The sequence below is a fragment of the Streptomyces sp. NPDC099050 genome (assembly GCF_044759865.1).
Classification (GTDB): domain Bacteria; phylum Actinomycetota; class Actinomycetes; order Streptomycetales; family Streptomycetaceae; genus Streptomyces.
In genome coordinates this window covers 48,842-75,121 of the sequence record NZ_JBIWAE010000004.1, presented here as the reverse complement: position 1 = coordinate 75,121, position 26,280 = coordinate 48,842, and the positions used below count along the sequence as shown (strand labels likewise).

The window sequence follows — 26,280 nt, the reverse complement described above, 5'->3', positions numbered from 1 at the left end:
CGCGCCACGGTCCCTCGGGTTGGCACCTCTAGGACCGCGTGCGCTCGACCCCGGCCGGCTGCCACCGGCCGGGGTCACTGCTGTACGAGGGTCTCCACGGGAACGGCCAGGGCGTCGGCGATGAGGAGGAGATCCGAGTAGCGGGGGTCCCGCTCTCCGCGCTCGTATCGCTGGATGCTGCGTCTTTCGAGGCCAATGCGGTCGGCGAGCTGGTCTTGCGACAGTTGCTGCTTCCTGCGGCTGGCGGCGATCCGTTCGCCGAGTAGATGGCGGCGGGCTACGACCCACGGGGGTAGGGGAGTACGACAAGCTGGCACGCGACAACGCTCGAACCGGAACGATCTTGTGTCAGTACCCAAACGGTCGCATTTGCCCTGGCCGCCTGAATGGCAGTCAGGGCAACGCTGCGCGGTCGGCCGCTCTGCGACCTCGTGAGGTGTTGTTCCAGGCTGGGGGGGGCGTTCCGGAATCCTTCCGGCTGGCCCCCGGATTCCGGTGAAATTCCGTACGTTCACGGAGCGTGCTGTCACGCCACGGAACGCCAGGAAATGCACTACTTCGCAGGTCAACACATCAGCGAGGCCCTGACCTGCTCAGGCGCTTTCGGCGGCGAACATCCAGTGATGCTTCTCGAGCTCACCGGTCAGAGCGATCAGGATGTCCTGGGTGACCGGGTCGGGCTCGTCGGTGACTGCGATGCGCTCCCGCATCCGGGTGATCACCGTGCCGAGGGCGTCGACGAGGATGCGCACGGCGTCCACGTCCCTGACCCAGCCCTCCGGTACGTCGGTGATGGCACTCGCCGAGGCCACGGTGGCGGCCCGGCCGTCCGGAGTGATTCCGAGGGCGGCGGCACGCTCGGCCACCACGTCGGAGTGGGTGCGGGCCGCGGTGACGACCTCGTCCAGCTGGAGGTGTACTGATCGGAAGCGGGGGCCGACCACGTTCCAGTGGACCTGCTTGGAGACGAGCGACAGGTCGACCAGGTCCACCAGGGCTCCCTGCAGCGCATCACCGACGACCTTGAGGTCGGCTTCCGGGAGGGCGTTCTTGACGACGGACACGGGGTGTCTCCATTCCTCGGGGTAGATGGATTCGAACTCAGTACCGCCTACCCGGCGATATGGAGGCAAACCCTTCCATTGGTCCCACTCGGGAGGGCCCTACGGCCGCTGGACATGACGCTGCGGAGGTGATCCGGATGGCCGGCCAGGCTTGTCACCGCGGCCTGGGACGACCGCTACGGCCGCCCGGTCCGCTACGACCGGCTTCCTCGGAGGTGATGCCCTGATCGCCCACGTCCTGCGGGTCGGCGAGGACGGCATGCACACCTGCGGGCCGTCAACGACGCCGATGCCCGATCCGGCCTGCGGGAAGTGCCCGCCGTCGAGGTCCTGCGGCAGGTCTGGGGCCAGCGGTATTGGCTCGATGAGCCTCGATGAGGATGGCCGACTGCGCTGGCGGGGACCGAAATCCAGCCGGGGCCGGACCGGCCGCAGGACGACCGAGCGCCGCAACACGGGCAGGGCATCGGTGGACGACCGACCCGATCCCGCTTCGGCGCGAGTGCCGTGGTCGGGCATGGAGATCGTCACCCCGCATGATCCCGAGGCCCGGTACAGACAGAAGGTCACTGCTGCCGGACAGCGGGACTGGATCGGCTACCGCGACCACCAGACCGAGACGTGCGACGAGATCGGCCCGAACGTGATCGTCCAGGTCCCCACTCGGCCGGCGCCCGAGCGGGACATCGACGCCCTCGACCGCATCCAGGAGGGACTGGCCACGCAGGGATTCCAGCCCACCGAACACGTTGTCGGCGTACACATGACGATGCTCCGCCCGGTACACGCGCACGTGCACCGCTCGTTGTGCCGGAGCGCAGCTGGTGCGTGGCCCGAAGTCCTGGTTCCAAGGTCGCTGTCGAGATGGGCCCATCGGCCGAGGCCCGCCCCGACCACCAAGGCGATCATGGGGGTTGTCCGCTCGAGCCGAGGAGGAGCCATGCGGGTGGAGCAAGTGAACTGGGTAGAGATTCCGACCGGGTTGCTGCGTCGAGGTACGCCGGTCGACGAGGTGGCGGCAGTGGCCCGCCGCTACGCGGACACGGGGGTGCCGGTGGAGTGGTACGCGAAAGAAGCCCCGCGCGCGGAGATCCACATCCCGGCGTTCCGGATCGCCCGCACCCCGGTCACGGTCGGCCAGTGGGCCCTCTTCGCGGCGGCCACCGGCCGCCCGGCCCCACAGGGGCCTGCGGACCACCCGGTCATCGGGGTCGCCTGGGAGGCGGCAACGGCCTACTGCCGGTGGCTCGGGGAACGGCTCGGCCTCGATGTGCGGCTGCCCACGGAGGACGAGTGGGAGCGTGCAGCGCGGGGTGACGACGGCCGGGAGTTCCCGTGGGGTGAGGAGTACCGCACCGGCCTGGCCAATCTGGTGGACCTCGGTATCGGCACCACGACGCCGGTCGGCTCGTTTCCCGACGGAGCCGGCCCCTTCGGCGTGCTGGACATGGCGGGTAACGCCGACGAGCGGACCGCTACCCCCTACGCCCCCTACCCCGGTGCACCCGCAGAGGTGCCGAGCACCGAGGCATGGGCCTTCGACCGGCACATCACCCGTGGCGGCGCCTTCCGCCACGACCGGGACCTGGCCCGGTGCGCCCGCCGCCACGGTGCCTACGAGCCGGACCTTGAAGCGATCGGCGTGGGCTTTCGCCTGGCGGCACCGGCCGCGTAGAACGGTGCACCATGCCGACATCGCATGACGGGCGGCATCCCCTCAAGACTGTGCATTCACAGCTGGCCGGCAAGAGGCCCGGCTTCGCCGAACAGGCCTTCCGCATCGACAGGCAGGCCCGCACCCTGACGTGAAGTTGAGCCGGAACCGGTTGAAGTGAACGGAGCCAACCGGTCACGCAGCGCAAGCAGCACCGCAAGCCCGGTGAGCACGCCAGCCGCCGGCTGCACCGCACCGACGACCAGATCGCTGGCAGCACCAGACGACCACCGCCATCGCCCGTACCTACGGCACGGTCGTGGTCGAAGCACTCACGATCACGAACATGGTCAAGTCAGCCAGGGGAACCGTCGAGGGCGGCACCCTGCACAAGGGTTGGTCGGGCAACGCCGACCACAACGCGGCCCGCAACGTCTTGCACCGGTACCGGAGGGGCCTCGCGCTCGTCCCGGCTGCCGGGAGGGCAGTCGTCAGGCGCGCCAAGGGCGTCAAGCCCGCTGCCGCAAGGTGAGCGGGAATCTCCCGGCTTCGGCCGGGAGAGCACTTCAACGTGCCTTCGCTGACATGAGTGGCGCTGCGCTGGATAGGCGCGAGGTATGACACGCACACCGAAACCCGACCCGGGCAGGGAGCAGGAGCGCGAGGAAACCGGCCGCGCGAGTACGCCTGGACCGGACCCGCAGGTGGTGGATCGGGCGCCCGACCGGCCCACCGAGCTGCCGAAGCGGTCCTGGAAGGCGGTGCTGCGCGGCACCGTGGAGGAGTTCAAGGACGACGAACTCACCGACCGGGCCGCGGCGCTCACCTACTACGGGGTCCTGGCGCTCTTCCCGGCCCTGCTGGTGCTGGTGTCCCTGCTGGGCATCGCCGGGGAGTCCGCGACGGAACGGGTCCTGGACAACCTCCAGAAGCTCGCTCCCGGCTCGGCGCGCGACGTGGTCAGCGACGCCGTGCAGCAGCTCCAGGGCCACTCCGGGGTCGGCTCGGTCCTGGCGGTCGTCGGCCTGGTCGTCGCCGTGTGGTCGGCGTCCGGCTACGTCGCCGCGTTCATCCGTACCTCGAACGCCGTCTACGACGTGCCCGAAGGCCGCCCCGTGTGGAAGGTCCTCCCGCTGCGCCTGGCCCTCACCGTCACGCTGATGGTCCTGGCCTGCGCCAGCGCGCTCATCGTCGTCTTCTCCGGCTCCCTGGCACGGCAGGCCGGCGCCGCACTGGGGGTGGGGGACACCGCACTGACCGTGTGGTCGATCGCTAAGTGGCCGGTGCTGGTTCTCCTGGTCACGATGATGATCGCGATCCTCTACTGGGCCGCCCCGAACGCGAAGGGCCGTGGATTCAGGTGGGTGACGCCGGGCAGTTTCCTGGCGCTGGTCATCTGGATGACCGCTTCGGCGGGCTTCGCGTTCTACGTCGCGAACTTCGCCTCCTACAACAAGACCTACGGCACCCTCGCCGGCGTGATCGTGTTCCTGGTCTGGCTGTGGATCACCAACCTTGCGATCCTCCTCGGCCTGGAATTCGATGCCGAAATGGTTCGCCAGCGCGCGATCGCCGGCGGGCTGCCCGAGGACGAGGAACCGTACGTCGAACCCCGCGACACCCGTGCCTGGAGTGACGGCGATCGACGGCGCATGAAGCACTGACCCCCCTCAACGCTCGCCCGTGAGACCAGCACGCGGTGGCCGCTCGGGGATCGGCTTGGGCCGCCCGATGGGGGATATCGGCTGCACCTTTGACAGATGCCGACCCCGTCTTTCTGCGATGCCGACTGCCGTGCGGGTGGCGGGGCCATTGCGGGGTAGTCGCGCCATGACGAAGACATTGCCATCTCGACAAGGAGGTCCCGCCTTGGCGGCGCGCTTTGAGGTCCGGCACCAGCCTGCCCAGGGTTATCACTTCGTGCTGATCGCCACTCGGTCAAACGCAACTCGGGTGCCCCAATCCAAGACACCACGGGTGGCACTGACAAGAGCACCTGATCGTCGTGTCGCTCGTTGCACCGGATTGCAGGAAGGCAAGGTGTCCCCATCATGAGTACGGCAGAACGAGAGCCCCGCGCCTCCGATGACTCGGTGGCCGTGCTGGTCTCACGCGCATCGCAGCAGATTTCCGAGCTGGTGCGCGAAGAGATGCAGCTGGCCCGGGCGGAGATGTCCCAGAAGGGCAAGCGTTACGGCAAGGGCGGCGGCCTCTTCGGCGCCGCAGGACTCCTCGGCATCCTGGCGCTCCAGGCCCTGGCCGCGACCTGTATCGCCGCGCTCGCGCTGGTCCTCCCGGTGTGGGCCTCGGCCCTCATCATCACCGGGGTCCTGGGGCTCGTGGCGGCAGTGGCCGCGCTGGCCGGGAAGAAGCAGATCGCGCAGGCCGGCCCCCCGGCTCCCGAACAGACCATCGACAGCGTCAAGGCCGACCTGGCCGAGATCAAGGAGAAAGCCCACCGATGAATGACGACGCCCGAACCAACATCGGCACCACTGCCCCCGGCACCCCTGCCCCCGGCTCCGGCGCCAACGGCTCCGCAGAACTGCGCGCGCAGGTCGAGCGCACCCGTGACGAGCTGGGCCAGACCGTCGAGGCCCTCGCCGCGAAGGCTGACATCAAGGCCCGGGCGAAGGAGAAGACGGCCGCCGTCAAGGACCAGGCCGCCGAGCAGGCAGCCCTGGTCTCCGGCCAGGTCCGGGAGAGGGCAGAGCAAGCCGCCCGGCTCCTGCAGGACAAGACGCCCGGCCCCGTCCTGGAGAAGGCCGCGCAGGCCGCGGCACAGGTACGGGAGAGCGCGGCCAAGGCGGGCCAGTACGCGGTGGACAAGACGCCCGACCCGCTCCGGGAGAAGGCCGAACAAGCCGCGACCGTCGCACGCGTCAACCGCACCCCGCTCCTCGCGGTGGGAGCCGCCGTGATCATCCTCCTGCTGGTGCGCCGCAGCCGAGGACGCCGCCGGTGAACACGGCCAAGTTCGCCTACAAGCCGGTCGGGCTGGCCCTCGGCGCCGTGAGCGGCTTGATCGCGGGTGCCGCGTTCAAGCAGGCCTGGAAGGTCCTCGAAGGCGAGGGCGACGCTCCCGACGCCACCGATGAGGACCGGCCCTGGAAGCAGATTCTGCTCGCCGCGGCCATCCAAGGCGCGATCTTCGCCGTGGTCAAAGCCTCGGTCGACCGGTCGGGAGCGGTGGCCATACGGCGCCTGACGGGTACTTGGCCGGGCTGACCGGAGCGGTGCCGGCCACCTTCCACGAGCGGGCCGGCACTATGGGCGTCCTCATGGCCAGTGCGGTGCGTCCCATGGCATCGGACAGCACCCACCCTCGGCGGGGCGGGTGTGGTCACGACCGCGTGGTGTCGGACGCTGGTTTCCTCGTTCGGCGCCGCCCCTGCGCGCGATGTACCCAGAATCGGGATTGGCCAGGGCGTGTCCTGTCGACCTGACCGGCCGAGTAAAACCAGGTGCGGCCGGTCGCCGCGAGGGTGTCAGATGCGGGACATGACGATCGCTCTGAACGAGCCCGGCGTCGATGGGCTGACCGGGGTCGTGGATGCCCTCCGCGTATGGCAGGACGACCGCACGCCGCTGCAACTCCATCCGGGAGACCTCGGCTGGGCCTGGGCGCTGGGCGCGGAGAGGCTGGCCGCGGCCGTCCGCACCTGGAGCGTGGACGGCCGGATCATTGCCGTCGGATACCTGGACGATCCTGATGTGCTGCGCCTGACGACCGCGCCGGATCTGCGACAGGACGGTGATCTGGCGCGCCGGCTGCTGGCGGACCTCGATGATCCGGAGCGCGGGGTCCTGCCGCCCGGGAAGGTCGGCCTCGAAATCCCCAACGGCGCCCTGCTCCGCGAGGTCCTCTTGGAGGCGGGCTGGATTCTGGACGAGGCGTGGACGCCGCTGCACCACGACCTCGCCGAGCCGGTGAAGGACTCCGGCCTGCGGATCGAGGTGGCCGGTCCGGAGACGGCGGGGGTGCGGACCGCGGTGCATCGCTCGGCGTTCGGCAGCCCGGCGTTCACCGAGGAGATGTGGCACGTCCTCGCAGGCGGGCCGGTCTACGCCGACGCCCGCTGCCTGATCGGCTACGACGACCAGGACAACGCGGTGGCCGCGGCGACGGTCTGGTCGGCCGGGCCCGGCAAGCCCGGCCTGCTGGAGCCCGTGGGCGTGCACGCCGCCCATCGCGGTCGCGGCTACGGGACGGCGATCAGCGTCGCCGCTGCGGCGGTGCTGCGTGAAATGGGTGCATCAAGCGCACTCGTCAGCACTCCGACCTCGAACGCTGCCGCCGTCGCCGCCTACAGGGCAGCTGGATACGAGCCGTCGTCCGAAAGGCTGGACCTCAGCCGAGCCGCTGCCGATGAGGTCGCCCTCGTCCAGATCGGCGGCGACCGGCAGGAGCCGTTCCGGGAATGGGCCGAGGCCGAACTCCTGCCCGCGCTAATGAACCGGTGAGGCGGTCCCGGCCACAGACGGTATCCGCGTCAACCCACGCGTCCGGGTGGTCAGTCCAGCCGGATGGCCAGCAGGCAGGTGTCGTCCTCGTGGGTTTCCGGCGTGTACGCGGCCATGATGCGGTCGAGGGCATCCTGGGCGGTGAGGCCGTCGCACGCCACCAGCTCCGCGAGGAGGGCGTCGATGCCCGTGGTGATGTCCTCCCCGCGCCGTTCGACCATGCCGTCGGTGTAGAGCAGCAGGAGGTCGCCCGGGCGGAGCGCCAGGGTGGCGGTGGCGTACTCGTGGCCGGGCAGCATGCCGAACAGCGGCCCGCGGTGGTCGGTGTCGAGGGCCGTCGCTCGACCGTCGCGCAGCAGGAGCGGTGCCGGATGGCCCGCGCAAGCCCAGCGGAAGTTGCGCTGGGCGTCGACGTGTCCGATGATCCCGGTCGCGGTTTGGGCTGCCGGGTCGCCGCACAGGAGTTCGTTGAGCCAAGTGGTGAGCTGGCCGGCGTGGGTTCCCGGCGCGTGGGCGAGTCCGGCCAGGGCGTGTCGCTGCTGCGCCATCCGGGCGACGGCGCCCAGGCCGTGTCCGCAGGCGTCGCCGATGGCGAGCAGGCCGCGGCCGTCGGGCAGCAGGCGGCACTTGTACCAGTCGCCGCCGACGGCCGCCTCCGATTCCGCAGGAACGTAGGCGGCCGCCACGGAGAGCCCGAGCCCGGCGAGGACCGCCGAGTGGGTCGGCATCAGGGCCTCCCTCAGCACCGAGGCCACCCGCCGCTCGGCGGCTGCTTCCTCGCGCAGTCGCTCCGACTGGCGCCGCGTCGCCGCGAGCCGTTGCCTGCTGCGGACCTGCGTCGTGAGGTCGCGGGCGATGAGGTGCACCGACCACACGAGCCCGTCCGTGGAGAGGACGGGACGGCCCACCAGGTGCAGGGTGCGGATCTCGCCCAGCACGCTGAAGCGGATCTCGGCCCCGGGCGGCTCCTCGCCGTCGAGCAGGCCTGTCAGCAGCTTCCCGAAACGGGGTACGTCCTCCAGCAGAACGGCGTCGCAGAGGTCCTCCAGCGACAGCGGCCGCGCCGCGTCGGTACGGAAGAGCGAGCACAGCCCTTCCGACCAGACGGTGTCCCCCGAGAGCAGGTCCCAGGTGCCCCAGCCCATGGACGCGATGTACTGCGCGTCGCGCGACAGCAGTTCCGCACGGTCGTGGGCGGGCCGCCAGGTCGCCAGTACGTTGTCCCCGCAGGAGGCGGCCTCGTACAGCAACTGCGTGCGGTGCAAGCCGTCCCCGCGCCGCTCGGTGTAATCCACCGCCAGCGTCTTCAGGGCGCGCCCCGTCCGGAGCACGTCGTCCAGCGCGTCGACGAGTCCGCCGGCGGCGGCCCCCGGCTGGACGTCTCGCAGTTTGCTGCCCACGTGCCGGTCCGGTGACTCCAGCCACCGGGCAGGACGGACGTGGTTCCCGGCCCGGACCGTGAAATCCACGGTCCGGCCGGCGTCGTCCCGGACGGGTACGAGCAACGCGGCTGACACGGGGATGGCGGGCAGCGTGGCGCATACGCACGCCCACGGATCGTGGCCTTCCGGCCCGTCGCCGCAGGAGTGCCCCGGGCCGTCGCCCCCGCCGCAGGCGCACGTCCGCGGCGGTCCGTCCGGCGGAGCGGACGCGGGCGCCCCGTCGTCCGGCCGCACGCCCGCGGCGTTGACGACGGCCGTGCGCAGGGCCGCGACCTCACGCGCGAGGAGTTCCTTCAGCGAGCCCGGGTCCTGCGGGATCAAAGGCGACATCGTTCCTCACAAGGAAGCGGACGGAATGCGGACGCTCTAGGACCTTGTCACTGTTTGCTTCCGTCGGCCGCCCGTCTCCAGAGCCTGCAGTCTCGCGGTTCCCCCGATCGGTCCAGTGCGGTGTGGGCGGAGCGGGGCACACGCACGTAGCTGTGCGGCAGCCCATCCGACCCGGTCTCCTGATTCCCTGACTGACCGGCCGGGTGATTCAGAAAAGGTTCAAGTGGAGGCGAACGACCGTGTCCGGGCCGCCGGTGTGGACTTCGACCAGATCGCACAACTGGCGCACGGTCCACAGGCCGTGCCCGCGGGGCTGCCTGGGATCCGGTGGCAGGTAGCCGAGGGTCCACCCGGCATCGGCAGGGAAGCGGACGGGGCCGGGGTCGCTGATCTCGCAGATGACCTTGTGCCCCGTACGCCACACCGAGACTTCGCCACGCCCTGCGCCGTGCTGGGCAGCGTTGGTGGCCACTTCGTTGACGGCGAAAGCCAAACGCTCCGCCCCCTGAGCGGACATCCCCAGCTGCGCGGAATGCCGGGCGACGAACGAGCGCACGTGGTGCAGGTCGGTGCCGAAGGGCATCGTGGCGTTGCTTGCCGGAGCAGGAACCGGTGACGGGTTCCGGTGCCAGGCGGCGCCCTGGGGAGGGGCGTAGTGACCGCTTGTTTCGGCGGCCGGGCCGGTCACCAGCTGCGGGTGCGTGCGGCGGGCGTCGGCGACGATCTGGTCGGGGACCGTCCGTGTGTCGTAGGGGCAGACGATCCAGGCCGGGCAGTGGGCGAAGGCGAGGTTGATGACGGCCTCGTAACGGGTCCACTCGTCGGTTTCCAACGCGTCGAGGCCGTGCCAGACGGGCTCACCGATCACGCGGACCTGGGGATGGCGCCCAGTGGCGGTGCGTTCGTCGACGTAGCGGTAGTAGGCGCCGAGGGTGCTGCCGGGCGTCTGGTACCAGTCGTCGGCCGCGATGAACTGCACTGCGCCGGCGGCACTGCCGAGTTGCTGACGCAGCAGGTCGATGTTGGCGGGCGTGGTGACGGCGAGGACCGCCTCGTCCTGATTGAGGCCGTCCAGGCAGAACGGGACGGTCGCGGCCAAGAACGCCTCGTCGGACCCGTAGACCAGGCCTTGGTGCACCAACCGGGGGGTCCGCTCTGGCCGCGGGGCGGTCACGTCGACCACGCTGCTCATGCCGAGGCTCCCGGGGAGGTGACGACCAGGGCGTCCTGCTGGTCCAAGCCGGCCACGGCTATCACCTGGCACAGCAGCGGGGCGAGTTCCACCACCCGCATGTGGCGGCCCGGCTCGTATCGCTCCGCGGTGTGCGCCAGAGCGCGCAGGCCGGCCAGGTCGATGAACTCGAGCGCGCTCATGTCCACCCGCACGTCACCGGCCCAGTCGTGGGTGGCGTCCAGGACCGCGGTCAGAGCGTCGGTGGTGCGGTAGTCCACGGTGCCGATCACGCGCATCGTGCGTTCCCCTTCCTCGAAGGCGGGCACGATCCGCAGCAGTTCGTCCTCGTAGAGCGGGGAGAGTTCCACGGTGCCCGGGTGGCAGTGGTCGTAGGTCCGCAGTTGAGCGGGGTGGAAGAGGCGGGCATCGTACTGGCAGACGGCTGAAGCGGGCTGGCCCTGGAAGACCGAATTGACCACGGTCTCGTATGCGGCGAGCTGGTCCGCGCCGGCGATCTCGCGTAGAGCCCAGCTCATTTCACCGCTGACCCGGAATCCCTTGAAACCAGATGCCGCGGCGCTTGCCATCTCCTGCCGCAGCGTCGCCGCCATTGCCGTGGCGTCGAAACGTCCCGCGACCAGGTAGCCGTCGCCGGCGGTGACCACCTGCAGCTGTCCGCTGGACAAGGCGGCGTCCGGATCCATCTGTGCCGACCGGAGCCAGTCGAGCACCACGGCAGGCTTCTGCCGGTCTGCGAGATACATCACTCGCTCACCGCGCTTCAGCCCATCGGACACGTAGGCGGTGACCACCCGGCGCTGCTCGGAATCGTCGGCGAACGTCAGACACACGTGATCGCCATGGCCCAGGCTGTGGACCGGCCGCTCCCTGCCGCCCTGCGCGATCATCGTTTCCTCACCGTCCGCCCCTGGCTCGCGAGCCGCGTGGAAATGGCTCGTCCCACCGTCTGCGGACGGTGTTCCAAGCCGCCGACAATGATACCCGGTCCAGGTATGCCGTCTGACGCCGGAGTCCCTGTTGCGGAGGCTCTCTCGCCTGTTCGCGGAGGTCTCTCCCGCCTGCCGACGGCGCGGCGGGGCTGGTGGCCATGGGCGCCCGGCCCTTCCCAGATCTTCACCCTCCCGGCCCTTGCGTCGAATGGAATGTGGTGAACTTGGCTCGCAGAGGCTTCGTGGCCTGGCCAGATGGAATGGGGTAAAGATGGTCGAGTCGACGGTGTCTGGTGCGGGCGTCAAGCCGCCGGGTGAGGTAGGCGAACCGGAACTGCGGCAGCTGCTGGCCGGTCTGACAGCTGTGCGCGACGGTGACTTCGGCACGCGCCTGCCGGAGGAGTCCCAGGGGCTGCTCGGTGAGATCGCGACCGTCTTCAACGGCATGGTCGATCAGCTTTCGCTCTTCACCTCAGAGGTGACTCGGGTCGCCCGGGAAGTGGGCACCGAGGGCACTCTGGGAGGGCAGGCCGAGGTGCCGGGCGTCTCGGGGACCTGGGCTGATCTCACGGACTCCGTGAACGCGATGGCCGGCAACCTGACCACGCAGGTGCGTGACATCGCCCAGGTTGCCACCGCGGTGGCCCGGGGAGACCTGTCGCAGAAGATCGATGTCGCGGCCCGAGGCGAGATCCTCGAGCTGAAGGACACCGTCAATACCATGGTGGACCAGCTCTCTTCCTTCGCGGACGAGGTGACCCGGGTCGCGCGCGAGGTGGGCAGCGAGGGCCGGCTCGGCGGCCAGGCCGAGGTCCCCGGCGTGGCCGGTGTCTGGCGCGACCTCACCGACTCGGTGAACTTCATGGCAGGTAACCTCACCGATCAGGTCCGCAACATCGCCCAGGTGACCACGGCCGTGGCGAGGGGCGACCTGTCCCAGAAGATCGCCGTCGACGCCCGCGGTGAGATCCTCGAACTCAAGAACACCATCAACACGATGGTCGACCAGCTGTCCGCGTTCGCCGACGAGGTCACCAGGATGGCCCGCGAGGTCGGTACCGATGGCCGCCTCGGCGGGCAGGCGGATGTCAAGGGTGTCTCCGGGACCTGGCGGGACCTCACCGACTCGGTGAACTTCATGGCCGGGAACCTGACTGCGCAGGTGCGCTCGATCGCCGAAGTCGCCACGGCGGTGGCGCAGGGTGATCTTTCGCAGAAGATCCGGGTCGATGCCCGCGGTGAGATCCTCGAACTCAAGACGACGATCAACACGATGGTCGACCAGCTGTCCGCGTTCGCCGACGAGGTCACCCGCGTCGCGCGCGAGGTGGGCACCGATGGCCGCCTCGGCGGGCAGGCGGATGTCAAGGGTGTCTCCGGGACCTGGCGGGACCTCACCGACTCGGTGAACTTCATGGCCGACAACCTGACCGCTCAGGTGCGTTCCATCGCCGAGGTCACCACGGCGGTGGCGCAGGGTGATCTTTCGCAGAAGATCCGGGTCGATGCCCGCGGGGAGATCCTGGAGCTGAAGGAGACCATCAACACGATGGTCGACCAGCTCTCCGCGTTCGCCGACGAGGTGACCCGGGTGGCCCGCGAGGTCGGCACCGAGGGCAATCTTGGCGGTCAGGCCACGGTCCGGGGCGTCTCCGGGACCTGGAAGGACCTCACCGACAACGTCAACGTCATGGCGTCCAACCTGACCGGTCAGGTGCGTTCCATCGCCCAGGTGGCCACCGCCGTCGCCCGCGGCGACCTCTCGCAGAAGATCACGGTAGAAGCGAAGGGCGAGGTCGCCGCGCTCGCCGAAGTGATCAACACGATGGTGGACACCCTGTCGGCGTTCGCCGACGAGGTCACCCGCGTGGCACGAGAGGTCGGTACCGAAGGCCGGCTCGGCGGCCAGGCCCGCGTCCCCAACGTGGCGGGTACCTGGAAGGACCTCACGGACAACGTCAACTCCATGGCCAACAACCTCACCGGCCAGGTCCGCAACATCGCCCTCGTCACCACGGCCGTCGCCAACGGCGACCTGTCGAAGAAGATCGACGTGGACGCCCGCGGGGAGATCCTGGAGCTGAAGACCACCATCAACACGATGGTCGACCAGCTCTCCGCCTTCGCCGCCGAGGTCACCCGCGTCGCCCGTGAAGTGGGCAGCGAGGGCCGCCTCGGCGGTCAGGCCGAGGTCGAGGGCGTCTCCGGTACGTGGAAGCGCCTGACGGAGAACGTCAACGAGCTGGCCGGCAACCTGACCCGTCAGGTCCGGGCCATCGCCGAGGTGGCCAGCGCGGTCGCCGAGGGCGACCTGACCCGCTCGATCACCGTCGACGCCTCGGGCGAGGTCGCCGAACTCAAGGACAACATCAACTCCATGGTCGGCTCGCTCCGCGAGACCACCCGCGCCAACCAGGTACAGGACTGGCTCAAGTCGAACCTGGCGCAGATCTCCGGGCTGATGCAGGGCCACCGGGACCTCGCCGTCGTCGCGGAACTCGTGATGGACGAGCTGACCCCGCTGGTCGACGCGAGCTACGGAGCCTTCTACCTCGCCGAGGACCACGGCGGCGAAACCTGGCTGACGCTCATCGGATCCTTCGGCCGACCCGCGGACAGCCCCGCCGCCCCCCGGGTACGCCATGGCGAGACACTCGTGGGACAAGCCGCCCGCTCCCGCCGCATCCTCGCCACCGAGCACGTCCCGCCGGGCTATCTGATCTCCTCAGGACTCGGCAGCGCCACCCCGGCCAGCCTGATCGTGCTTCCCATCCTCGTGGAGGACCAGGTCCTGGGCGTCATCGAACTCGCGTCCTTCACCACGTTCACCCCCGTCCACCGTGACTTCCTCGGCCGCCTGATGGAAACGGTCGGCGTCAACGTGAGCACCATCGTGGCCAACGCCCGCACTGACGAACTCCTCGGCGAATCCCAGCGCCTCACCGTCGAGCTGCAGGCCCGCTCCGGACAGCTGCAGGTCCAGCAGGACGAACTCCAGCGCTCCAACGCCGAACTGGAGGAGAAGGCGGCCCTCCTCGCCACCCAGAACCGCGACATCGAGACGAAGAACCTGGAGATCGAGCAGGCCCGGCAAGAACTCGAGGACCGCGCCCAGCAACTCTCCCTGGCCTCGAAGTACAAGTCGGAGTTCCTGGCCAACATGAGCCACGAACTGCGCACTCCGCTCAACAGCCTCCTCATCCTGGCCCAGTTGCTCTCGCAGAACCCCAGCCGCAACCTGACCCCCAAGCAGGTCGAGTACGCGGGCATCATCCACTCGGCCGGATCCGACCTGCTCCAGCTCATCAACGACATCCTCGACCTCTCGAAGGTCGAGGCGGGAAAGATGGACATCAACCTGGAACGGGTCTCGCTCAAGCAGCTCCTCGACTACGTCGAAGCCACCTTCCGGCCGCTGACCACCCAGAAGGGCCTCACCTTCGAGGTGACGACAGCGGCCGGGGCGCCGGCGGATCTGCTCACCGACGACGCCCGGCTGCAGCAGATCCTGCGGAACCTGCTCTCCAACGCCGTGAAGTTCACCGAACAGGGCCGGGTGCGGGTCCAGATCGAACCGGCCGACACCGCCGAACTCCCCCTGGAACTGGCTCAGTCGGGCTCAGTCGTGGCCTTCAGGGTCATCGACACCGGAATCGGTATCCCCGAAGAGCAGCTGGAGGTCATCTTCGCCGCGTTCCAGCAGGCCGACGGCACGACCAGCCGCAGGTACGGCGGTACCGGACTCGGCCTCTCCATCACCAGGGAAATCGCCCGGCTCCTCGGAGGCGTCGTCACCGCCCGCAGTGCGCCCGGCCAGGGATCGACCTTCACGCTGTACCTGCCCGTCGCACGCGCCGAGTCCATCGAACCGATCACCGGGGAAGCCCCCGCCCTCGAGCAGCAAGCAGTCCCGCACCAGGCCGGCCGGCCCGGCGGCAGCGATGAGACCGGAGCGAAGGACGGTCACCCCCGAAAGCTCCTGGTGATCGAGGAGCGCAGCCACGGCCTCCTGAGCCTCGTCGCCGAAAGCGCCGCCGCCGACCTCGCCGGCAGCCCCTCCAGCCCGCCGGCCGACGGGGTCGAGGTCCTGACTGCCGTGACCGCCGTGGACGCCGCCACCCTGCTCGCACAGTCGCCGTTCCACTGTGTCGTTCTCGAACTGGATGCCAACGGTCAGGCGCAGGCCTTCCTCCAAGCCCTCGCAGGAGACACGGCGCTGTCGTCCCTGCCGGTCCTGGCCCACGACAACCGGCGCATGTCCCGGGCACAGAAGCAGGAAATCACCGCACAGACCGTGGGCCGGCCGCTCGAAGTGTTCACCAGCCTGGACGAACTGCGCGAGCGGATCACCTTGCACCTCTCGGTCGACCACCTGGGCGACGTCCTGCCGGCCGCGCGGTTCCAGAGCGCGCTCCCGGAACCGGACAACGCCTTCGCCGACGCCAGCCTCGCGGACCGCTCCGTCCTGGTGGTCGACGACGACCCCCGCAACCTGTACGCCATCAGCGGCATCCTCGAACTTCACGGCATCCGGGTGCTCCACGCCGAGAACGGCCGCAAGGGCATCGAAACCCTCACCAGTACCCCCGGCATTGACCTGATCCTGATGGACGTCATGATGCCCGAGCTCGACGGATACGCTGCCACCGCGGAGATCCGCCGCATGCCCGAGTATGCCGACCTGCCCATCATCTCGGTCACCGCGAAGGCCATGCCCGGCGACCGGGAGAAGAGCCTCGCTTCGGGGTCGAGTGACTACGTCACCAAGCCCGTCGACGCCAACGACCTCATCGCCCGACTCCGGCGATGGCTCCCGCAGGACACCTCGAAGACTCCCCGTGTCTGATCCTGCCGCCCCCAAGCCCACCGCAGAAGAAGGCGGCGACCAGTGAACCCCGTCGACCCCCCGCAGGACCGACCCGCCCGGGCCACCAGCGCCCCGGCGGTCCCGGCTGCCCGCCGAACGGCAGGCCACGGGACACCGCCGGACACCAGCGCGCCGACCGCCCCGCAGTCCAGCCAGGTGAGCCGCCTGGCCGCAACCGTGGAGCGGCTGCGCCAAGAGGCACTGGAAGCCCAGGAAGCCTCCGACGGGCGAGCACTGATCGAAATGGCCAAAGGCATCCTCGTGGAGCGCCTCGGCTGCGGTCCCGGTGAGGCCTCCCGGCAAATCACCAAGCTCGCCGAGCAGTCGAACACGACCGTCCTCGCGTTGGCAGTCGACATCATCAACCAGGCCGCCCGAGACCACGTCAGCGAGACCGCACAGGAATTCCTCGACTCCGCCGACGCCGAACCCGCCACCCCCAGCGACCTCACGCCGGCCATGCGGCTCAGGACGGCGGAGAGCGGCATGCTGGCAGCCACCGACTCCCAAGCCGTGGCCACCGCCCTGCTGGAAAACGCCCTTTCGGCACTGGGCGCCAACGGAGTCGCGATCTGGGCCGTCGGAGCGGACTCCTCAATCACCCTGGTGGGGCAGGACGGCTTCACCCGAGAGGACGCGGGCCGCTGGCGCTACGTCCCGCCCGAGGTGGCGACCTGTGCGCGACTGGCGATGAACAGCCGGGAACTCACCATCGTGAACTGCCTCTCCGACTCGGGCATCCCCACCATCGGACGACGCCAGCACCCGGACGGCGGACGGATCATGATCCCGGCCGGTACCGGAGGACGCATCCTCGGCGTGCTGGAGGTGAGCTGGCCGAACCCTCTGCCCGCTCAGCCGCCCCATCTCCTGCGGCAGCTGGAGACCCTGGCCGAATTGTGCTCCCACACTCTGGAGGAAGAGGTCCCCGACCCGGCCTCCCGCACGCCCCGCCTGACGGGAGTACCGGAGCTGACGGACCTGGCAGACCACCTGCACGATCCCGTGCTCATCCTGATCCCGAGCCTCGATTCGACCGGCAGGTTGAACGACTTCCGCATCCACCACACCAACCAACGCTTCGTCGACCCCGCGGGACGCCCGCGCTCGATGGTCACCGGCACACACTTCCTCGAGGCCTATCCGGCAGCCGCAGAGGGCCACGGGCTCTTCTCCAAGCTGGAACGCGTATACGCCACGGGTGAGCCCCTTCAGGCACCGCGCACCACACTGACGGCCATCGTCGACGAAGTCCCCCTGACCTCCGTCGCCGACGTCAGCATCAGCCGGCACGGCACGGCCCTCCTCCTCATCTGGAGGATCGAAGACGAAACCGCGCGTCTCGCCAGCCTCCTGCAGCACGCCCAGCGCCTGGGCCGGGTCGGAGGCTTCGAGCAGAACGTCACCACCGGGGAGACCAGCTGGAACGATCAGCTCTTCACGCTCTTCGGCCTGCCCATGTCGGCTTCCCCGATCCCACTCGAGGAAATCGCCGCACACGCCCATCCCCACGACGTCAATTCGGTCGGCCGATTCCTGCGCACCCTCCTGCACCGGCTCCGCGAATCGTCAGTGGACTTCAGGTTCAAGCGTCCGGACGGCGTCACCCGGCACATCCGCATGGTGGCAGAACCCGTCCTGGACGACTACGGTCATCTCCACTCCGTGCGAGGCGCCTGTCAGGACATCTCCGCGCAGCACTGGACCGAAGTCGCCCTGGCCGCCACACGCGACCAACTCGCCGACAGCGAAGCGGAATCCGCGGACCGCTCCAAGCTCGCGCTGCAACTCCAGCACGCCATCATGCCCCCGGCCCCGGCCGCACTGGAAGTCCCCGGCATCCGCATCGCCGTACGCTACCGACCCGCCGAATCCCAGTCCCTCGTCGGCGGCGACTGGTACGACTCCGTCGTACTGCCCAACAACAAGATCCTCATCAGCGTCGGCGACATCGCCGGCCACGGCATTCAGGCGGCCACCGGCATGGTGATCCTGCGCAACGCCCTGCGCGGCCTCGCCGTCACCGGCGCCGGGCCTGCCCAACTGCTCTCCTGGCTCAACAGCGTCGCCTACCACCTCACCAGCAACCTCACCGCAACCGCCGTATGCGCGATCTACGACCCGGAGACCCGACGGCTCACGTGGGCCCGAGCCGGCCACCTGCCCCCCGTTCTGGTCAGAGGGGAAGACGCCCAGGTCTTCCCCCTCACCGCGGGCGGACTGCTCCTCGGAGCGCTGCCGGAGGTGACCTTCGCGGAGGAAGAGGTACAACTGCAACGCGAGGACATCCTCCTCATGTACACCGACGGGCTCGTCGAACGCCGCGACATCTCGGTGACGGACTCCCTCACACAGCTTCTGGACGTGGCCTCGCACCCCGCGGGCTCCCTTGAAAAGCGGCTCGACAACCTGCTGACCTACAGTGCCTCCGACACTGACGACGACACATGCCTCATCGGAGTCCAGGTGCGCTGACTCTCCAGGGGCGTCCTCGAGGGGCCTCCCCATGAGGTCCCTCCCGGACGGCATGCGCGCAGGGGACTTCGTCCGCTAGAAGTGCCACCTGCTCCCGTGCCCTCTGCGGGAGCGCCATCAGCACGGTTCGGCTGCCGGGAGCCGGTGCGTAGGGGGACCCGCAGCGGGTAGGCGCGCGGCACTGCCCGCGAGCGGAGGAGGACCCCATGCCGGCCCGGCCTGTCCCCGAGTACGGAGCACTGCCCGGACGCGACGCTCTGATGGGGGGCCGCTACCGGCTTGAAGGCCACCTAGGATCCGGCGGGACGGCGGACGTCTTCCGCGGCGTCGACCAGGTTCTGGGCCGTGAGGTGGCCGTCAAGGTGTTCCGCGCGGGTTCGGACACGGTCACCGCCGACCGTTTCTGCCATGAAGCACGCCTGCTGGCCCGCCTTTCCCACCGTGCCCTGGTCACCGTCTACGATGCCGGCCGCCACGGACAGGGCGCCTTCATGGTCACGGAGTTGATCCGTGGCGCCACCCTGCGCGCCCGAGTGGCCGCCGGCCCCCTCAGCACCGTCCAGGTCACACGGATCGGCGCCGACATCTCGTCAGCCCTCGACCACGTCCACGCCCACGGCATCATCCACCACGACGTGAAACCCTCCAACGTCCTGCTCAGCGAGGAAGGTTCCCCGCTCCTCGCCGACTTCGGGCTGTCCAGGACCGTGCACGAGCATTCCGTCAGCGCCCCCGACACCTTGGTCGGCACTGTCGCCTACATGGCCCCCGAGCAGCTCCTCGGCGAAGGCGCGAGTACGGCCAGCGACGTCTACGCCCTGGGAGTGACACTCCTCGAAGCGCTCACCGGCCGGCGGGAGCACCGGGGAACGCCCGTGGAGATCGGTACCGACCGCCTCCTGCATTCGCCCCGGATACCCGAGGGGCTGCCGGACGACCTCGCCCGCCTGCTGAAGGCCATGACCGGCCGGGATCCTTCGGTACGTCCTGATGCCGCCGCAGTCCACTTGCGCCTGCGCGACATCGAGCACGCCCTGCGATCCCGCACCGCAAGGAAGCCGCCACCCACGGACGCGTCCACCCACCGCTTGCCTTTGCGGCCCCTCGCAGCTGCGGGTCCTCGCGCTGAACCCACACGAACGCCCGGACCGGCGCACGGCAGTGCTGCGCGCCGCCGGAAGAAGGCCCGGTTGGGCCTGGTGGCGGTGAGTGTCGTGGGAGCCTGCACGCTGGTGCTGGGCGGCATCCCAGAAGGGGAGAACGGTGGGCCTGCCACCGCGCCGGTCCGCGAGCAGCCGGCGGCATCGAAGGGCACCGCACCGGCAGAGCCCCAGTCGGCGCCGTCCGCGACACCGTTGCCCACCGCAGCGCCCGACCCCCAGGCACCCGTCAGTACGGCCGAGTCGCGACCGGGCAGTGATCGCCCTCCGGTGAAGGCGCCGGGGGCGCCGAAGGCGAAGGACGTCCCCGGGAAGGCGAAGGGAAAGAAGAAGGACAAGGGCGCTGATTGACTCATTCCTCCGCCCGTCCTCAGCTGGCAGGCGGCTCCGCGGTGGTGGATCAGGACGGCGGCTCCGACGCCGTGCCGGCGGCATGAGCGGGTCTGAATCGTAAGTCTTGTGCGCATGGTCGGGGCATCGTCGGGCAGATGATGCCTGCGAGATAAAGCGCAGGGCAGGTGAGGAGCGGCCCGGAATGCGAGTTTCGGCCGTGGATGCACTAGGGAAAGAGCGCGGTAGGAGCTTCTTTTTCCTTCCGCCTCTCTTTGACCGGAGGAGTTGTTTTTCGCATGACTGAGAATTTCTGGAACTACCGCGAGGCCGCCGGCCGTTCGGCTGGTGCTGATCTGACGGGGTACAAGGTCGAGGCGAGCGACGGTTCCATCGGCAAGGTCGACAAGCACTCGGATGAGGTCGGTTCCTCGTACATCGTGGTCGATACCGGTCCGTGGATCTTCGGCAAGGAAGTCCTGCTGCCTGCGGGCACGATCAGCCGGGTTGATGTCAACGACGAGAAGGTCTATGTCGACCGGACCAAGGAGCAGATCAAGAACGCTCCCGAGTTCGACAAGGACAAGCACCTCGGTGACGCGGACTACCAGCGCCAGGTCGGCGGCTACTACGACGGTCCGCACCACCTCTGACAGGTCCGGGCACCAAGCACTCCAGGGCGGGGACGACGCCGACAACCTGTCGTCCCCGCCAGGCTTCCGCGCCTTTCCGGCGAAACCTAACGGGCGGATGGCCGTGTCGGGCGCCAAGCTGAGGCACGGGGGCCCGGTCGCATGGGGCGGCCGCCCCGGTCCGCGCTCGCTCGGGCACGTCTCGCAGATCACGCCATGGACAGGGGCAGAAGCCGCCGCCCCAGAGGGACAGCCTGCGGTGGGTCCGATTCATGGAGCGCACGTGCGGACGGCAACCGCCCGGTTCCTCGAGGCTCTATTGAGGAGCGGGTTACCGTGCTGTGGCAGGAGCGAAGCCCCGCTCGCTCTGTGTTCCACGGGCGCGGTGCGCCAGACGACGGGCAGCGCGCAGGCTGCGTCGCGCCAGACGACGGGCAGCGCGCAGGCTGGTCCGGAAATGGTCCGGATCTTGGTGCGGCGGGCGCCCACCCAGGTCACGTCTCGGCTTCAGCGGGAGAGATGGGAGTGATTGGGGGCGATCGGGACCGGACGGGCCAAGTGGGAGGGCCGCCCTGGCGTCCACCGAGGCGAAGTGGACCTTAGGTCGTCCGTGGCATCGGATGTTACGGAGTGCATGGGTGCTCGTAATTGTGGTGATCTTCCGCCGTCGACCCTGGGGGCGTAGATCCAACGGCGGGGTGGGGGTGCGCAGTGGCAGCTGAGGCTGAGGCGGCAGAGGACGCAGAGTCTGATGAGGGGTTCGTGCACCCGATCCTCCGCGTGGCACCCCAGGAGGACAGCGGGTCGGACACCCTGGGGAACTACCGGTATCAGGCAGAGCTCGCCGCCCAAACCCGGGCCCGCTCTCCCAGATCGCCGAGAGCGAGCGGCGGGAGACGTCTCGCAGGGCGGTGACGGCGTTGCCCGCGGGGTCGTGGCCGGGTTTGTGGACGGTGAATGCGAGGACGAGGACGAGGGCGGGTAGGCGCCGGTCGCTGGTCTTGGCGTGGGCCGGGGCTCCGGCGAGGGGGGTGTCGGAGGTCTCGCCGGTGACGACGAGGCTGGCCTCGAAGCCGTAGAGAACGCCCCTGGCCTTCTCCTTCTTCTGACCCTTCTCGCTTTTGCCGGCGGGGCCGTCCTGGCGAGTTCCGCATTGGGTGTCTGCGGGGTCTCGGTGGCTTCCTTCGCGCACGTACCAGGCTGCGTCGGTGACGCCGCTGGGCAACTCTGGCCACTGTCGTCCTCACCCGCGCTTCCCATACGGCACACGTACTCGACGGCACCCCCGTCGAACACACGACTCGCCCATGACGCACTCTGCAGGCGTCCCCCGGACCACCCAAGGTCTGCCGTCAAATGATCTCGGGTTGTGAGCCATGGTGTTGCAATTCGCCATCGTGGAGCGCTGACGACTGAGTCGCGTGCTCGCGGCGCCGATCGCTACGCCGCACACCGGCCTCCCTACCTCCGAGGGGCCGCTTCACTTCGCGGGTGCCATACCTCCGACAAGCCCGCCTGGATCGAGGGTGCCCGAATCCGCCGTCCGGACGGCGTTGAAGCTCCACACGGGCTGACGGGCTGACGGGCGCGGGTGACGGCGCCGGACCGGGGTAGTGGTCCCGCGCCGTCCCCCTGGGGTCAACTCGCCTACAGGACGCCGAGGTCGGTGAGGATCTCGTCGGCCGCGCGCCGGCCGGACTCGGCGCCGCCCTCCATGTAGCCCTGGGCCACCTCGGAGGTGTGTTCGCCCGCGAAGTGGGTGTTGCCCTGTCGGACGCCCTCGTAGCCCGCGTACTGGTGGGCGTACCCGGGGGGCCATGCGGAGTACGAGCCGCCCGCGTTCGAGTTGAGCGGCCAGGCGGCGAGCGTGGCCTTGCCGGTCCAGCGGGCGGTCAGACCTGGGAAGACCGGTTCGAGCTGGGCGAGCGCCGCCTGCGCGTAGGCGGCGATCTGCGGGTCGGCCGCCGTGCGGAACGGTGCGGACGGTGTGAAGTCCGCCGCGTGGCTGCCGCCGGTGTAGACCGTGAGGATGCCCTTCACGCCGGACTGGGCCCTGCTGGAGTCCCAGGACGTCTGGTAGCCGGTGTCGCTCATCGTGCTGCCGGTTGCGAGCCCCCACGGGCCGGAGGCGTTCCAGTGACGGGTGTTGAACTGCATCGACAGCTTGCAGTTCTGGCCCATCGTCATCGCGGCGATGCCGCCCAGCTTACGACTGTCGAAGCCGGCGGCGGACAGGTTCAGCTGCTGGAGCACGCCGACCGGCAGGGCGAGCACCGTGTGATCGGCGAGCACCGTCTGCGGGCAGCCGTCGACGGTGAAGGTGAGCGACTGGCGGCCGCCCGCCGCGGCCGCTACCTTCTTGAGCCGCCAGCCGTGGCGTACCGTCCCCGGGGGCAGGGCCGCGGCGATGGCCTGCGGGATGCGCTGGTTGCCGCCGCGGACGCGGTAGCGGGTGTCGCTCTCCCCGAACAGCGCGAAGCCGGTGGGGGTGGGCTGGTAGGCGAGGAGCCCGACGATGCCGAGCGCTGACGAGGCGCTGGTGTCCACGCCGAACTCGGTGGTGTAGGCGACGTCGAGGAGTTGCCCGAACGGCGAGCTGTGCCCGCCCGGGACACGGGTGGCGATCCACTCGTGAATGGTCATGTTCGACAGGGTCACCGCACCGGGGCCGTTGACCGAGTTCCAGGCGACGGGCCAGTTGAAGGTGGCAACCGAAGGAGTCGCCGTGTTGAACCAAGGCATCGGCTCTTGGCCCACGCGCCGTGCCCGCAAGACCCCGGACCGGGTCGCCCTCGTCCACGAGGACCGCTCCTGGACCTACCGCGAGCTCCACCAGCGCGTCCTGCGCCTCGCACACTCCCTGCGGGAGCTGGGAGTGGCCCGGGGTGACCGGATCGCGTACCTCGGCCCCAACCACCCCGCCTTCCTGGAGACGCTGTTCGCCGCCGGCCTGCTCGGGGCGGTCTTCGTCCCGCTCAACACCCGTCTGGCCGCCCCGGAATTGACGTACAACCTGTCCGACTCGGGCAGCGTCGTCCTCGTCCACGCGCCGGAGCAGGCCCGGTCCGCACGCGCGGCGGCCGACGAGGCCGCAGTGCGGCACCGGATCGCGCTCGACGGGCCCGACGAGGGGGTCCTCGGCTACGAGGAGTTCCTCGCCGGCGGAGCTGCCGTGCCCCTGGACGAGAGCGTGGCGCCGCAGGACACCTGCATGATCATGTACACCTCCGGGACCACGGGCCGCCCCAAGGGTGCCGTCCTCTCCCACCACAACATCATCTGGAACAGCGTCAACGTCCTCGTCGACACCGACCTCACCGGCGACGAGGTGACCCTGGCCGTCGCCCCCCTGTTCCACACCGCAGGCCTCAACATGACCTGCCTGCCCACTCTCCTCAAGGGCGGCCGGGTGGTGCTGCTCGGTGCCTTCGATGCCGAACGCGTACTGGAGACCATCGAGAACCAGCGTGTGACGTACATGTTCGGCGTCCCCACGATGTACGACGCCATGGCCGCCCGGCCCCGCTGGGCGACGACGGACCTGTCCAGCCTGCGCACCCTCAACTGCGGCGGCGCACCCGTTCCCGCACGCACCATCGCCACGTACCTCGCCCGCGGCCTCGCCTTCAGCCAGGGCTACGGCATGACCGAGGCGTCCCCCGGAGTCCTCTTCCTGGACAGGGAGCAGACCTCGGCCAAGGCCGGCTCCGCGGGCGTGCCGCACTTCTTCACCGACATCCGCGTGGTCCTGCCCGACGGCCGGGACGCCGAACCCGGACAGCGTGGTGAGGTCCTCGTCCAGGGCCCCAACGTCATGACCGGCTACTGGGGCCGGCCGCAGGACACCGAGGCCGCCTTCGCAGCCGGCGGCGAAGGCCACTGGCTGCGCACCGGCGACGTCGCCCGGACCGACTGCGACGGGTACGCCTACATCGTCGACCGGGTCAAGGACATGTTCGTCTCGGGCGGCGAAAACGTGTACCCGGCCGAGGTCGAGGATGCGCTCCTCACCCACCCGGCCGTCGCCGAATGCGCGGTCATCGGGGTGCCCGACCCGGTCTGGGGCGAAGTCGGCCGAGCCGTCGTCATCCTCAGGTCCGGAGCTCGCGCCGACGAGCACGGCATCCTCGGCCACCTGCACGGAAGGCTCGCCAAGTACAAGATCCCCAAGTCCGTGGTCCTCACGGACACCCTGCCCCGCACGGCCTCCGGAAAGATCATCAAGCCCGCCGTGCGCGACGCCCACGCGGGCGGTCCCGCAGACCACCCCCACCGCTGAAGCCCCGCTCGCAGGCCGCACTCAGCGCTGCCTGCGCCAACGAAAGGTCCCTCCATGCCGACCATCGCCAACGGCCTCGACGAACTCAAAGCCCTCAGCGGAGCCGACCTCGGCCGCACCGAATGGCTCGACATCAGCCAGAAGCGGGTGAACACCTTCGCCGACGCCACCGACGACCACCAGTGGATCCACACCGACCCGGAGAAGGCGAAGGACGGCCCCTTCGGCGGCCCCATCGCCCACGGCTACCTCACCCTCTCCCTCATCATTCCGCTCTTCGGTGAGCTTCTCACCATCACCGGCGTCTCCATGAGCGTCAACTACGGCCTGGACAAGGTCCGTTTCCCCAGCCCCGTCCCGGTCGGCGTGAAGATCCGACTGCACGGCGCCGTCGGGACTGTGGAGGAGGTCAAGGGCAACGGCGTCCAGATGTCGCTGACGTTCACCGTGGAGGTCGAGGGCAGCGACAAGCCGGCCTGCGTGGCCCACGCCGTCTACCGCCACTACGCCTGATCGTCCCAACTCACGCAGGGCCGTTGCCGCGTCCACCGCCGCACGAGGGAGGCCCTTTCCCGGACCACGGGTGGACCGCACGCGTTCGAGGCCGAGCCCCGGATCGCGCGTGCGGTCCTCGGCACGCCCGTGGGCGAGCAGGACGGGCCCCGGAGCCTGATGCCCAGGCGGAAACCCCGACCCACCCGGGTCAGTAGCCCCGGGCCGCCCGCATGCCCCTTCCGCGGGCGATCCTCGACGCCGCTTCGGAACCGAGAAGGCCGAGGACCTCGCGGGCGCGGTGCGGCTGGGTGGACGCGGCCAGTACGGCCCCGCTGAACACCGAGCTGATGGCGGCTTCGCCCGGCAGGGGGCCGATGACGACGACGCCCGGCAGGTCCATGAGCTCGCTGTGCTGTTGAAAGGCCAGCTCGGCTTGGCCGGACGGCAGCAGGCTGCCCGCGGGCACCCCCGGCGGGGCTTGGACAAGCCGGTCCCCGAGCGTGTCGGCGAGATCCAGACGGGTGATCAGGTCGATGAGGGACGTACCGCTGGGGCCTGTGGAGTAGGCGATCCTCTTCACGGACAGCAGAGCGGCTCGCAGATCGGATTCCGAGCCGAGTGCCGGAAGCGGTGTTCCCTCCGGCACGGCGGCGACGACCTGGGAGATCCACAGCGGGCGCACCGTACCCCCGAGGAGGCGCCCTTCCTTCTCCAACGCGGCCAGTGCTCCGTCGGCGAGCACGAGCAAGTCTGCTTCGGCGCCCTCGCGCACCCGCCGTGCGATCTCCACCCCGCCGGCAGACTCGAAACGCACCGGAATCCCGTGAGCGAGTCGGATGTGTTCGGAAAGCTCGCCCACTATCGGCCGCGTCGCCATCGAGGACAGCCCAGAGATCTCTTGGTTCACGTTGTCTCCTTGGTGTCCGGCGGATGCTACGGCGCCCGTTCGGGCAGCTCAACGCCC

21 protein-coding genes are annotated in these 26,280 nt (G+C 69.6%); 14 read left to right on the top strand and 7 right to left on the bottom strand.

From position 1 onward, the window contains the following. Positions 1-74 precede the first annotated feature (74 nt). Together ACIQV3_RS08360 and ACIQV3_RS08355 are read right to left on the bottom strand one after the other, a co-directional pair. Entirely contained in the window at positions 75-317 is a 243-nt protein-coding gene (locus ACIQV3_RS08360; RefSeq protein WP_403711007.1) for a helix-turn-helix domain-containing protein, read from the bottom strand. Between the two features lie 276 nt (positions 318-593). Then, a complete protein-coding gene (locus ACIQV3_RS08355; protein WP_403711005.1) occupies positions 594-1,064 on the bottom strand; it encodes a Dps family protein in 471 nt (156 codons plus the stop codon). A gap of 940 nt (positions 1,065-2,004) precedes the next feature. On the opposite strand from ACIQV3_RS08355, the gene ACIQV3_RS08350 reads away from it, so the two are divergent. The 8 genes from ACIQV3_RS08350 to ACIQV3_RS08315 all read left to right on the top strand — a co-directional run bounded on the left by ACIQV3_RS08350 (position 2,005) and on the right by ACIQV3_RS08315 (position 7,182). Continuing rightward, positions 2,005-2,739, top strand: a complete 735-nt coding sequence (locus ACIQV3_RS08350; protein ID WP_403711612.1) for a formylglycine-generating enzyme family protein — start codon at positions 2,005-2,007, stop codon at positions 2,737-2,739. A gap of 11 nt (positions 2,740-2,750) precedes the next feature. After that, positions 2,751-2,873, top strand: a complete 123-nt coding sequence (locus ACIQV3_RS08345) for a hypothetical protein (protein ID WP_403711003.1) — start codon at positions 2,751-2,753, stop codon at positions 2,871-2,873. A 191-nt stretch (positions 2,874-3,064) separates the two neighbouring features. Continuing rightward, a complete protein-coding gene (locus tag ACIQV3_RS08340; RefSeq protein ID WP_403711001.1) occupies positions 3,065-3,250 on the top strand; it encodes a hypothetical protein in 186 nt (61 codons plus the stop codon). An 85-nt stretch (positions 3,251-3,335) separates the two neighbouring features. Next, complete coding sequence (locus ACIQV3_RS08335) at positions 3,336-4,382, top strand: YihY/virulence factor BrkB family protein (protein WP_403710999.1); 1,047 nt, start codon at positions 3,336-3,338, stop codon at positions 4,380-4,382. A gap of 387 nt (positions 4,383-4,769) precedes the next feature. Then, positions 4,770-5,183, top strand: a complete 414-nt coding sequence (locus ACIQV3_RS08330; RefSeq protein ID WP_403710997.1) for a phage holin family protein — start codon at positions 4,770-4,772, stop codon at positions 5,181-5,183. Then, positions 5,180-5,683 (top strand): DUF3618 domain-containing protein, encoded by a 504-nt coding sequence (locus tag ACIQV3_RS08325; RefSeq protein ID WP_403710995.1) that lies wholly within the window; start codon positions 5,180-5,182, stop codon positions 5,681-5,683. The genes ACIQV3_RS08330 and ACIQV3_RS08325 overlap by 4 nt, the downstream gene beginning before the upstream one ends. Beyond that, positions 5,680-5,946 carry a DUF4235 domain-containing protein gene (locus ACIQV3_RS08320; protein WP_403710993.1) on the top strand — a complete coding sequence of 89 codons (267 nt, stop codon included), beginning with the start codon at positions 5,680-5,682 and terminating at the stop codon, positions 5,944-5,946. The genes ACIQV3_RS08325 and ACIQV3_RS08320 overlap by 4 nt, the downstream gene beginning before the upstream one ends. A gap of 273 nt (positions 5,947-6,219) precedes the next feature. Continuing rightward, positions 6,220-7,182, top strand: a complete 963-nt coding sequence (locus ACIQV3_RS08315) for a GNAT family N-acetyltransferase (protein WP_403710991.1) — start codon at positions 6,220-6,222, stop codon at positions 7,180-7,182. 50 nt (positions 7,183-7,232) lie between these two features. On the opposite strand, the gene ACIQV3_RS08310 is transcribed toward ACIQV3_RS08315, so the two are convergent. The 3 genes from ACIQV3_RS08310 to ACIQV3_RS08300 all read right to left on the bottom strand — a co-directional run bounded on the left by ACIQV3_RS08310 (position 7,233) and on the right by ACIQV3_RS08300 (position 11,036). Next, positions 7,233-8,954, bottom strand: a complete 1,722-nt coding sequence (locus ACIQV3_RS08310) for a PP2C family protein-serine/threonine phosphatase (protein ID WP_403710989.1) — start codon at positions 8,952-8,954, stop codon at positions 7,233-7,235. Between the two features lie 208 nt (positions 8,955-9,162). Continuing rightward, entirely contained in the window at positions 9,163-10,146 is a 984-nt protein-coding gene (locus tag ACIQV3_RS08305) for an anti-sigma factor RsbA family regulatory protein (protein ID WP_403710987.1), read from the bottom strand. Continuing rightward, entirely contained in the window at positions 10,143-11,036 is an 894-nt protein-coding gene (locus ACIQV3_RS08300; protein ID WP_403710985.1) for an MEDS domain-containing protein, read from the bottom strand. The genes ACIQV3_RS08305 and ACIQV3_RS08300 overlap by 4 nt, the downstream gene beginning before the upstream one ends. A gap of 313 nt (positions 11,037-11,349) precedes the next feature. Here ACIQV3_RS08300 and ACIQV3_RS08295 point away from each other — a divergent pair, with 313 nt between their 5' ends. The 4 genes from ACIQV3_RS08295 (at position 11,350) to ACIQV3_RS08280 (ending at position 20,563) form a co-directional block, all read left to right on the top strand. Then, positions 11,350-15,924, top strand: coding sequence for a HAMP domain-containing protein (locus ACIQV3_RS08295; RefSeq protein WP_403710983.1), 4,575 nt, complete (start codon positions 11,350-11,352; stop codon positions 15,922-15,924). 42 nt (positions 15,925-15,966) lie between these two features. After that, the gene (locus tag ACIQV3_RS08290) at positions 15,967-18,420 is read left to right on the top strand and encodes a SpoIIE family protein phosphatase (RefSeq protein ID WP_403710981.1); all 2,454 of its coding nucleotides are present in this window, start codon (positions 15,967-15,969) and stop codon (positions 18,418-18,420) included. Positions 18,421-18,626: 206 nt separating this feature from the next. Next, positions 18,627-19,931: a protein kinase gene (locus tag ACIQV3_RS08285; RefSeq protein ID WP_403710979.1), complete on the top strand. Its 1,305-nt coding sequence runs from the start codon at positions 18,627-18,629 to the stop codon at positions 19,929-19,931. Between the two features lie 278 nt (positions 19,932-20,209). After that, positions 20,210-20,563, top strand: coding sequence for a PRC-barrel domain-containing protein (locus tag ACIQV3_RS08280; RefSeq protein WP_403710977.1), 354 nt, complete (start codon positions 20,210-20,212; stop codon positions 20,561-20,563). Between the two features lie 1,626 nt (positions 20,564-22,189). Here ACIQV3_RS08280 and ACIQV3_RS08275 read toward each other — a convergent pair. Continuing rightward, complete coding sequence (locus ACIQV3_RS08275) at positions 22,190-23,185, bottom strand: flavin monoamine oxidase family protein (protein WP_403710975.1); 996 nt, start codon at positions 23,183-23,185, stop codon at positions 22,190-22,192. Between the two features lie 82 nt (positions 23,186-23,267). Here ACIQV3_RS08275 and ACIQV3_RS08270 point away from each other — a divergent pair, with 82 nt between their 5' ends. Next, on the top strand, positions 23,268-24,821 hold the full coding sequence (locus tag ACIQV3_RS08270) for a long-chain fatty acid--CoA ligase (RefSeq protein WP_403710973.1): 1,554 nt from the start codon (positions 23,268-23,270) through the stop codon (positions 24,819-24,821). 54 nt (positions 24,822-24,875) lie between these two features. Beyond that, the gene (locus ACIQV3_RS08265; protein ID WP_403710971.1) at positions 24,876-25,334 is read left to right on the top strand and encodes a MaoC family dehydratase; all 459 of its coding nucleotides are present in this window, start codon (positions 24,876-24,878) and stop codon (positions 25,332-25,334) included. A 190-nt stretch (positions 25,335-25,524) separates the two neighbouring features. Here ACIQV3_RS08265 and ACIQV3_RS08260 read toward each other — a convergent pair whose 3' ends face one another. Then, the gene (locus ACIQV3_RS08260) at positions 25,525-26,193 is read right to left on the bottom strand and encodes a substrate-binding domain-containing protein (protein WP_403711610.1); all 669 of its coding nucleotides are present in this window, start codon (positions 26,191-26,193) and stop codon (positions 25,525-25,527) included. Positions 26,194-26,280 lie beyond the last annotated feature (87 nt).

Coding starts and splice junctions, on each gene's coding strand:
- ACIQV3_RS08310 (WP_403710989.1), bottom strand. CDS start 8,954: ATGTCGCCTTTGATCCCGCAGGACCCGGGCTCGCTGAAGGAACTCCTC.
- ACIQV3_RS08340 (WP_403711001.1), top strand. CDS start 3,065: ATGGTCAAGTCAGCCAGGGGAACCGTCGAGGGCGGCACCCTGCACAAG.
- ACIQV3_RS08275 (WP_403710975.1), bottom strand. CDS start 23,185: ATGACCATTCACGAGTGGATCGCCACCCGTGTCCCGGGCGGGCACAGC.
- ACIQV3_RS08280 (WP_403710977.1), top strand. CDS start 20,210: ATGACTGAGAATTTCTGGAACTACCGCGAGGCCGCCGGCCGTTCGGCT.
- ACIQV3_RS08300 (WP_403710985.1), bottom strand. CDS start 11,036: ATGATCGCGCAGGGCGGCAGGGAGCGGCCGGTCCACAGCCTGGGCCAT.
- ACIQV3_RS08285 (WP_403710979.1), top strand. CDS start 18,627: ATGCCGGCCCGGCCTGTCCCCGAGTACGGAGCACTGCCCGGACGCGAC.
- ACIQV3_RS08325 (WP_403710995.1), top strand. CDS start 5,180: ATGAATGACGACGCCCGAACCAACATCGGCACCACTGCCCCCGGCACC.
- ACIQV3_RS08345 (WP_403711003.1), top strand. CDS start 2,751: ATGCCGACATCGCATGACGGGCGGCATCCCCTCAAGACTGTGCATTCA.
- ACIQV3_RS08335 (WP_403710999.1), top strand. CDS start 3,336: ATGACACGCACACCGAAACCCGACCCGGGCAGGGAGCAGGAGCGCGAG.
- ACIQV3_RS08265 (WP_403710971.1), top strand. CDS start 24,876: ATGCCGACCATCGCCAACGGCCTCGACGAACTCAAAGCCCTCAGCGGA.
- ACIQV3_RS08315 (WP_403710991.1), top strand. CDS start 6,220: ATGACGATCGCTCTGAACGAGCCCGGCGTCGATGGGCTGACCGGGGTC.
- ACIQV3_RS08305 (WP_403710987.1), bottom strand. CDS start 10,146: ATGAGCAGCGTGGTCGACGTGACCGCCCCGCGGCCAGAGCGGACCCCC.
- ACIQV3_RS08260 (WP_403711610.1), bottom strand. CDS start 26,193: ATGGCGACGCGGCCGATAGTGGGCGAGCTTTCCGAACACATCCGACTC.
- ACIQV3_RS08350 (WP_403711612.1), top strand. CDS start 2,005: ATGCGGGTGGAGCAAGTGAACTGGGTAGAGATTCCGACCGGGTTGCTG.
- ACIQV3_RS08295 (WP_403710983.1), top strand. CDS start 11,350: ATGGTCGAGTCGACGGTGTCTGGTGCGGGCGTCAAGCCGCCGGGTGAG.
- ACIQV3_RS08330 (WP_403710997.1), top strand. CDS start 4,770: ATGAGTACGGCAGAACGAGAGCCCCGCGCCTCCGATGACTCGGTGGCC.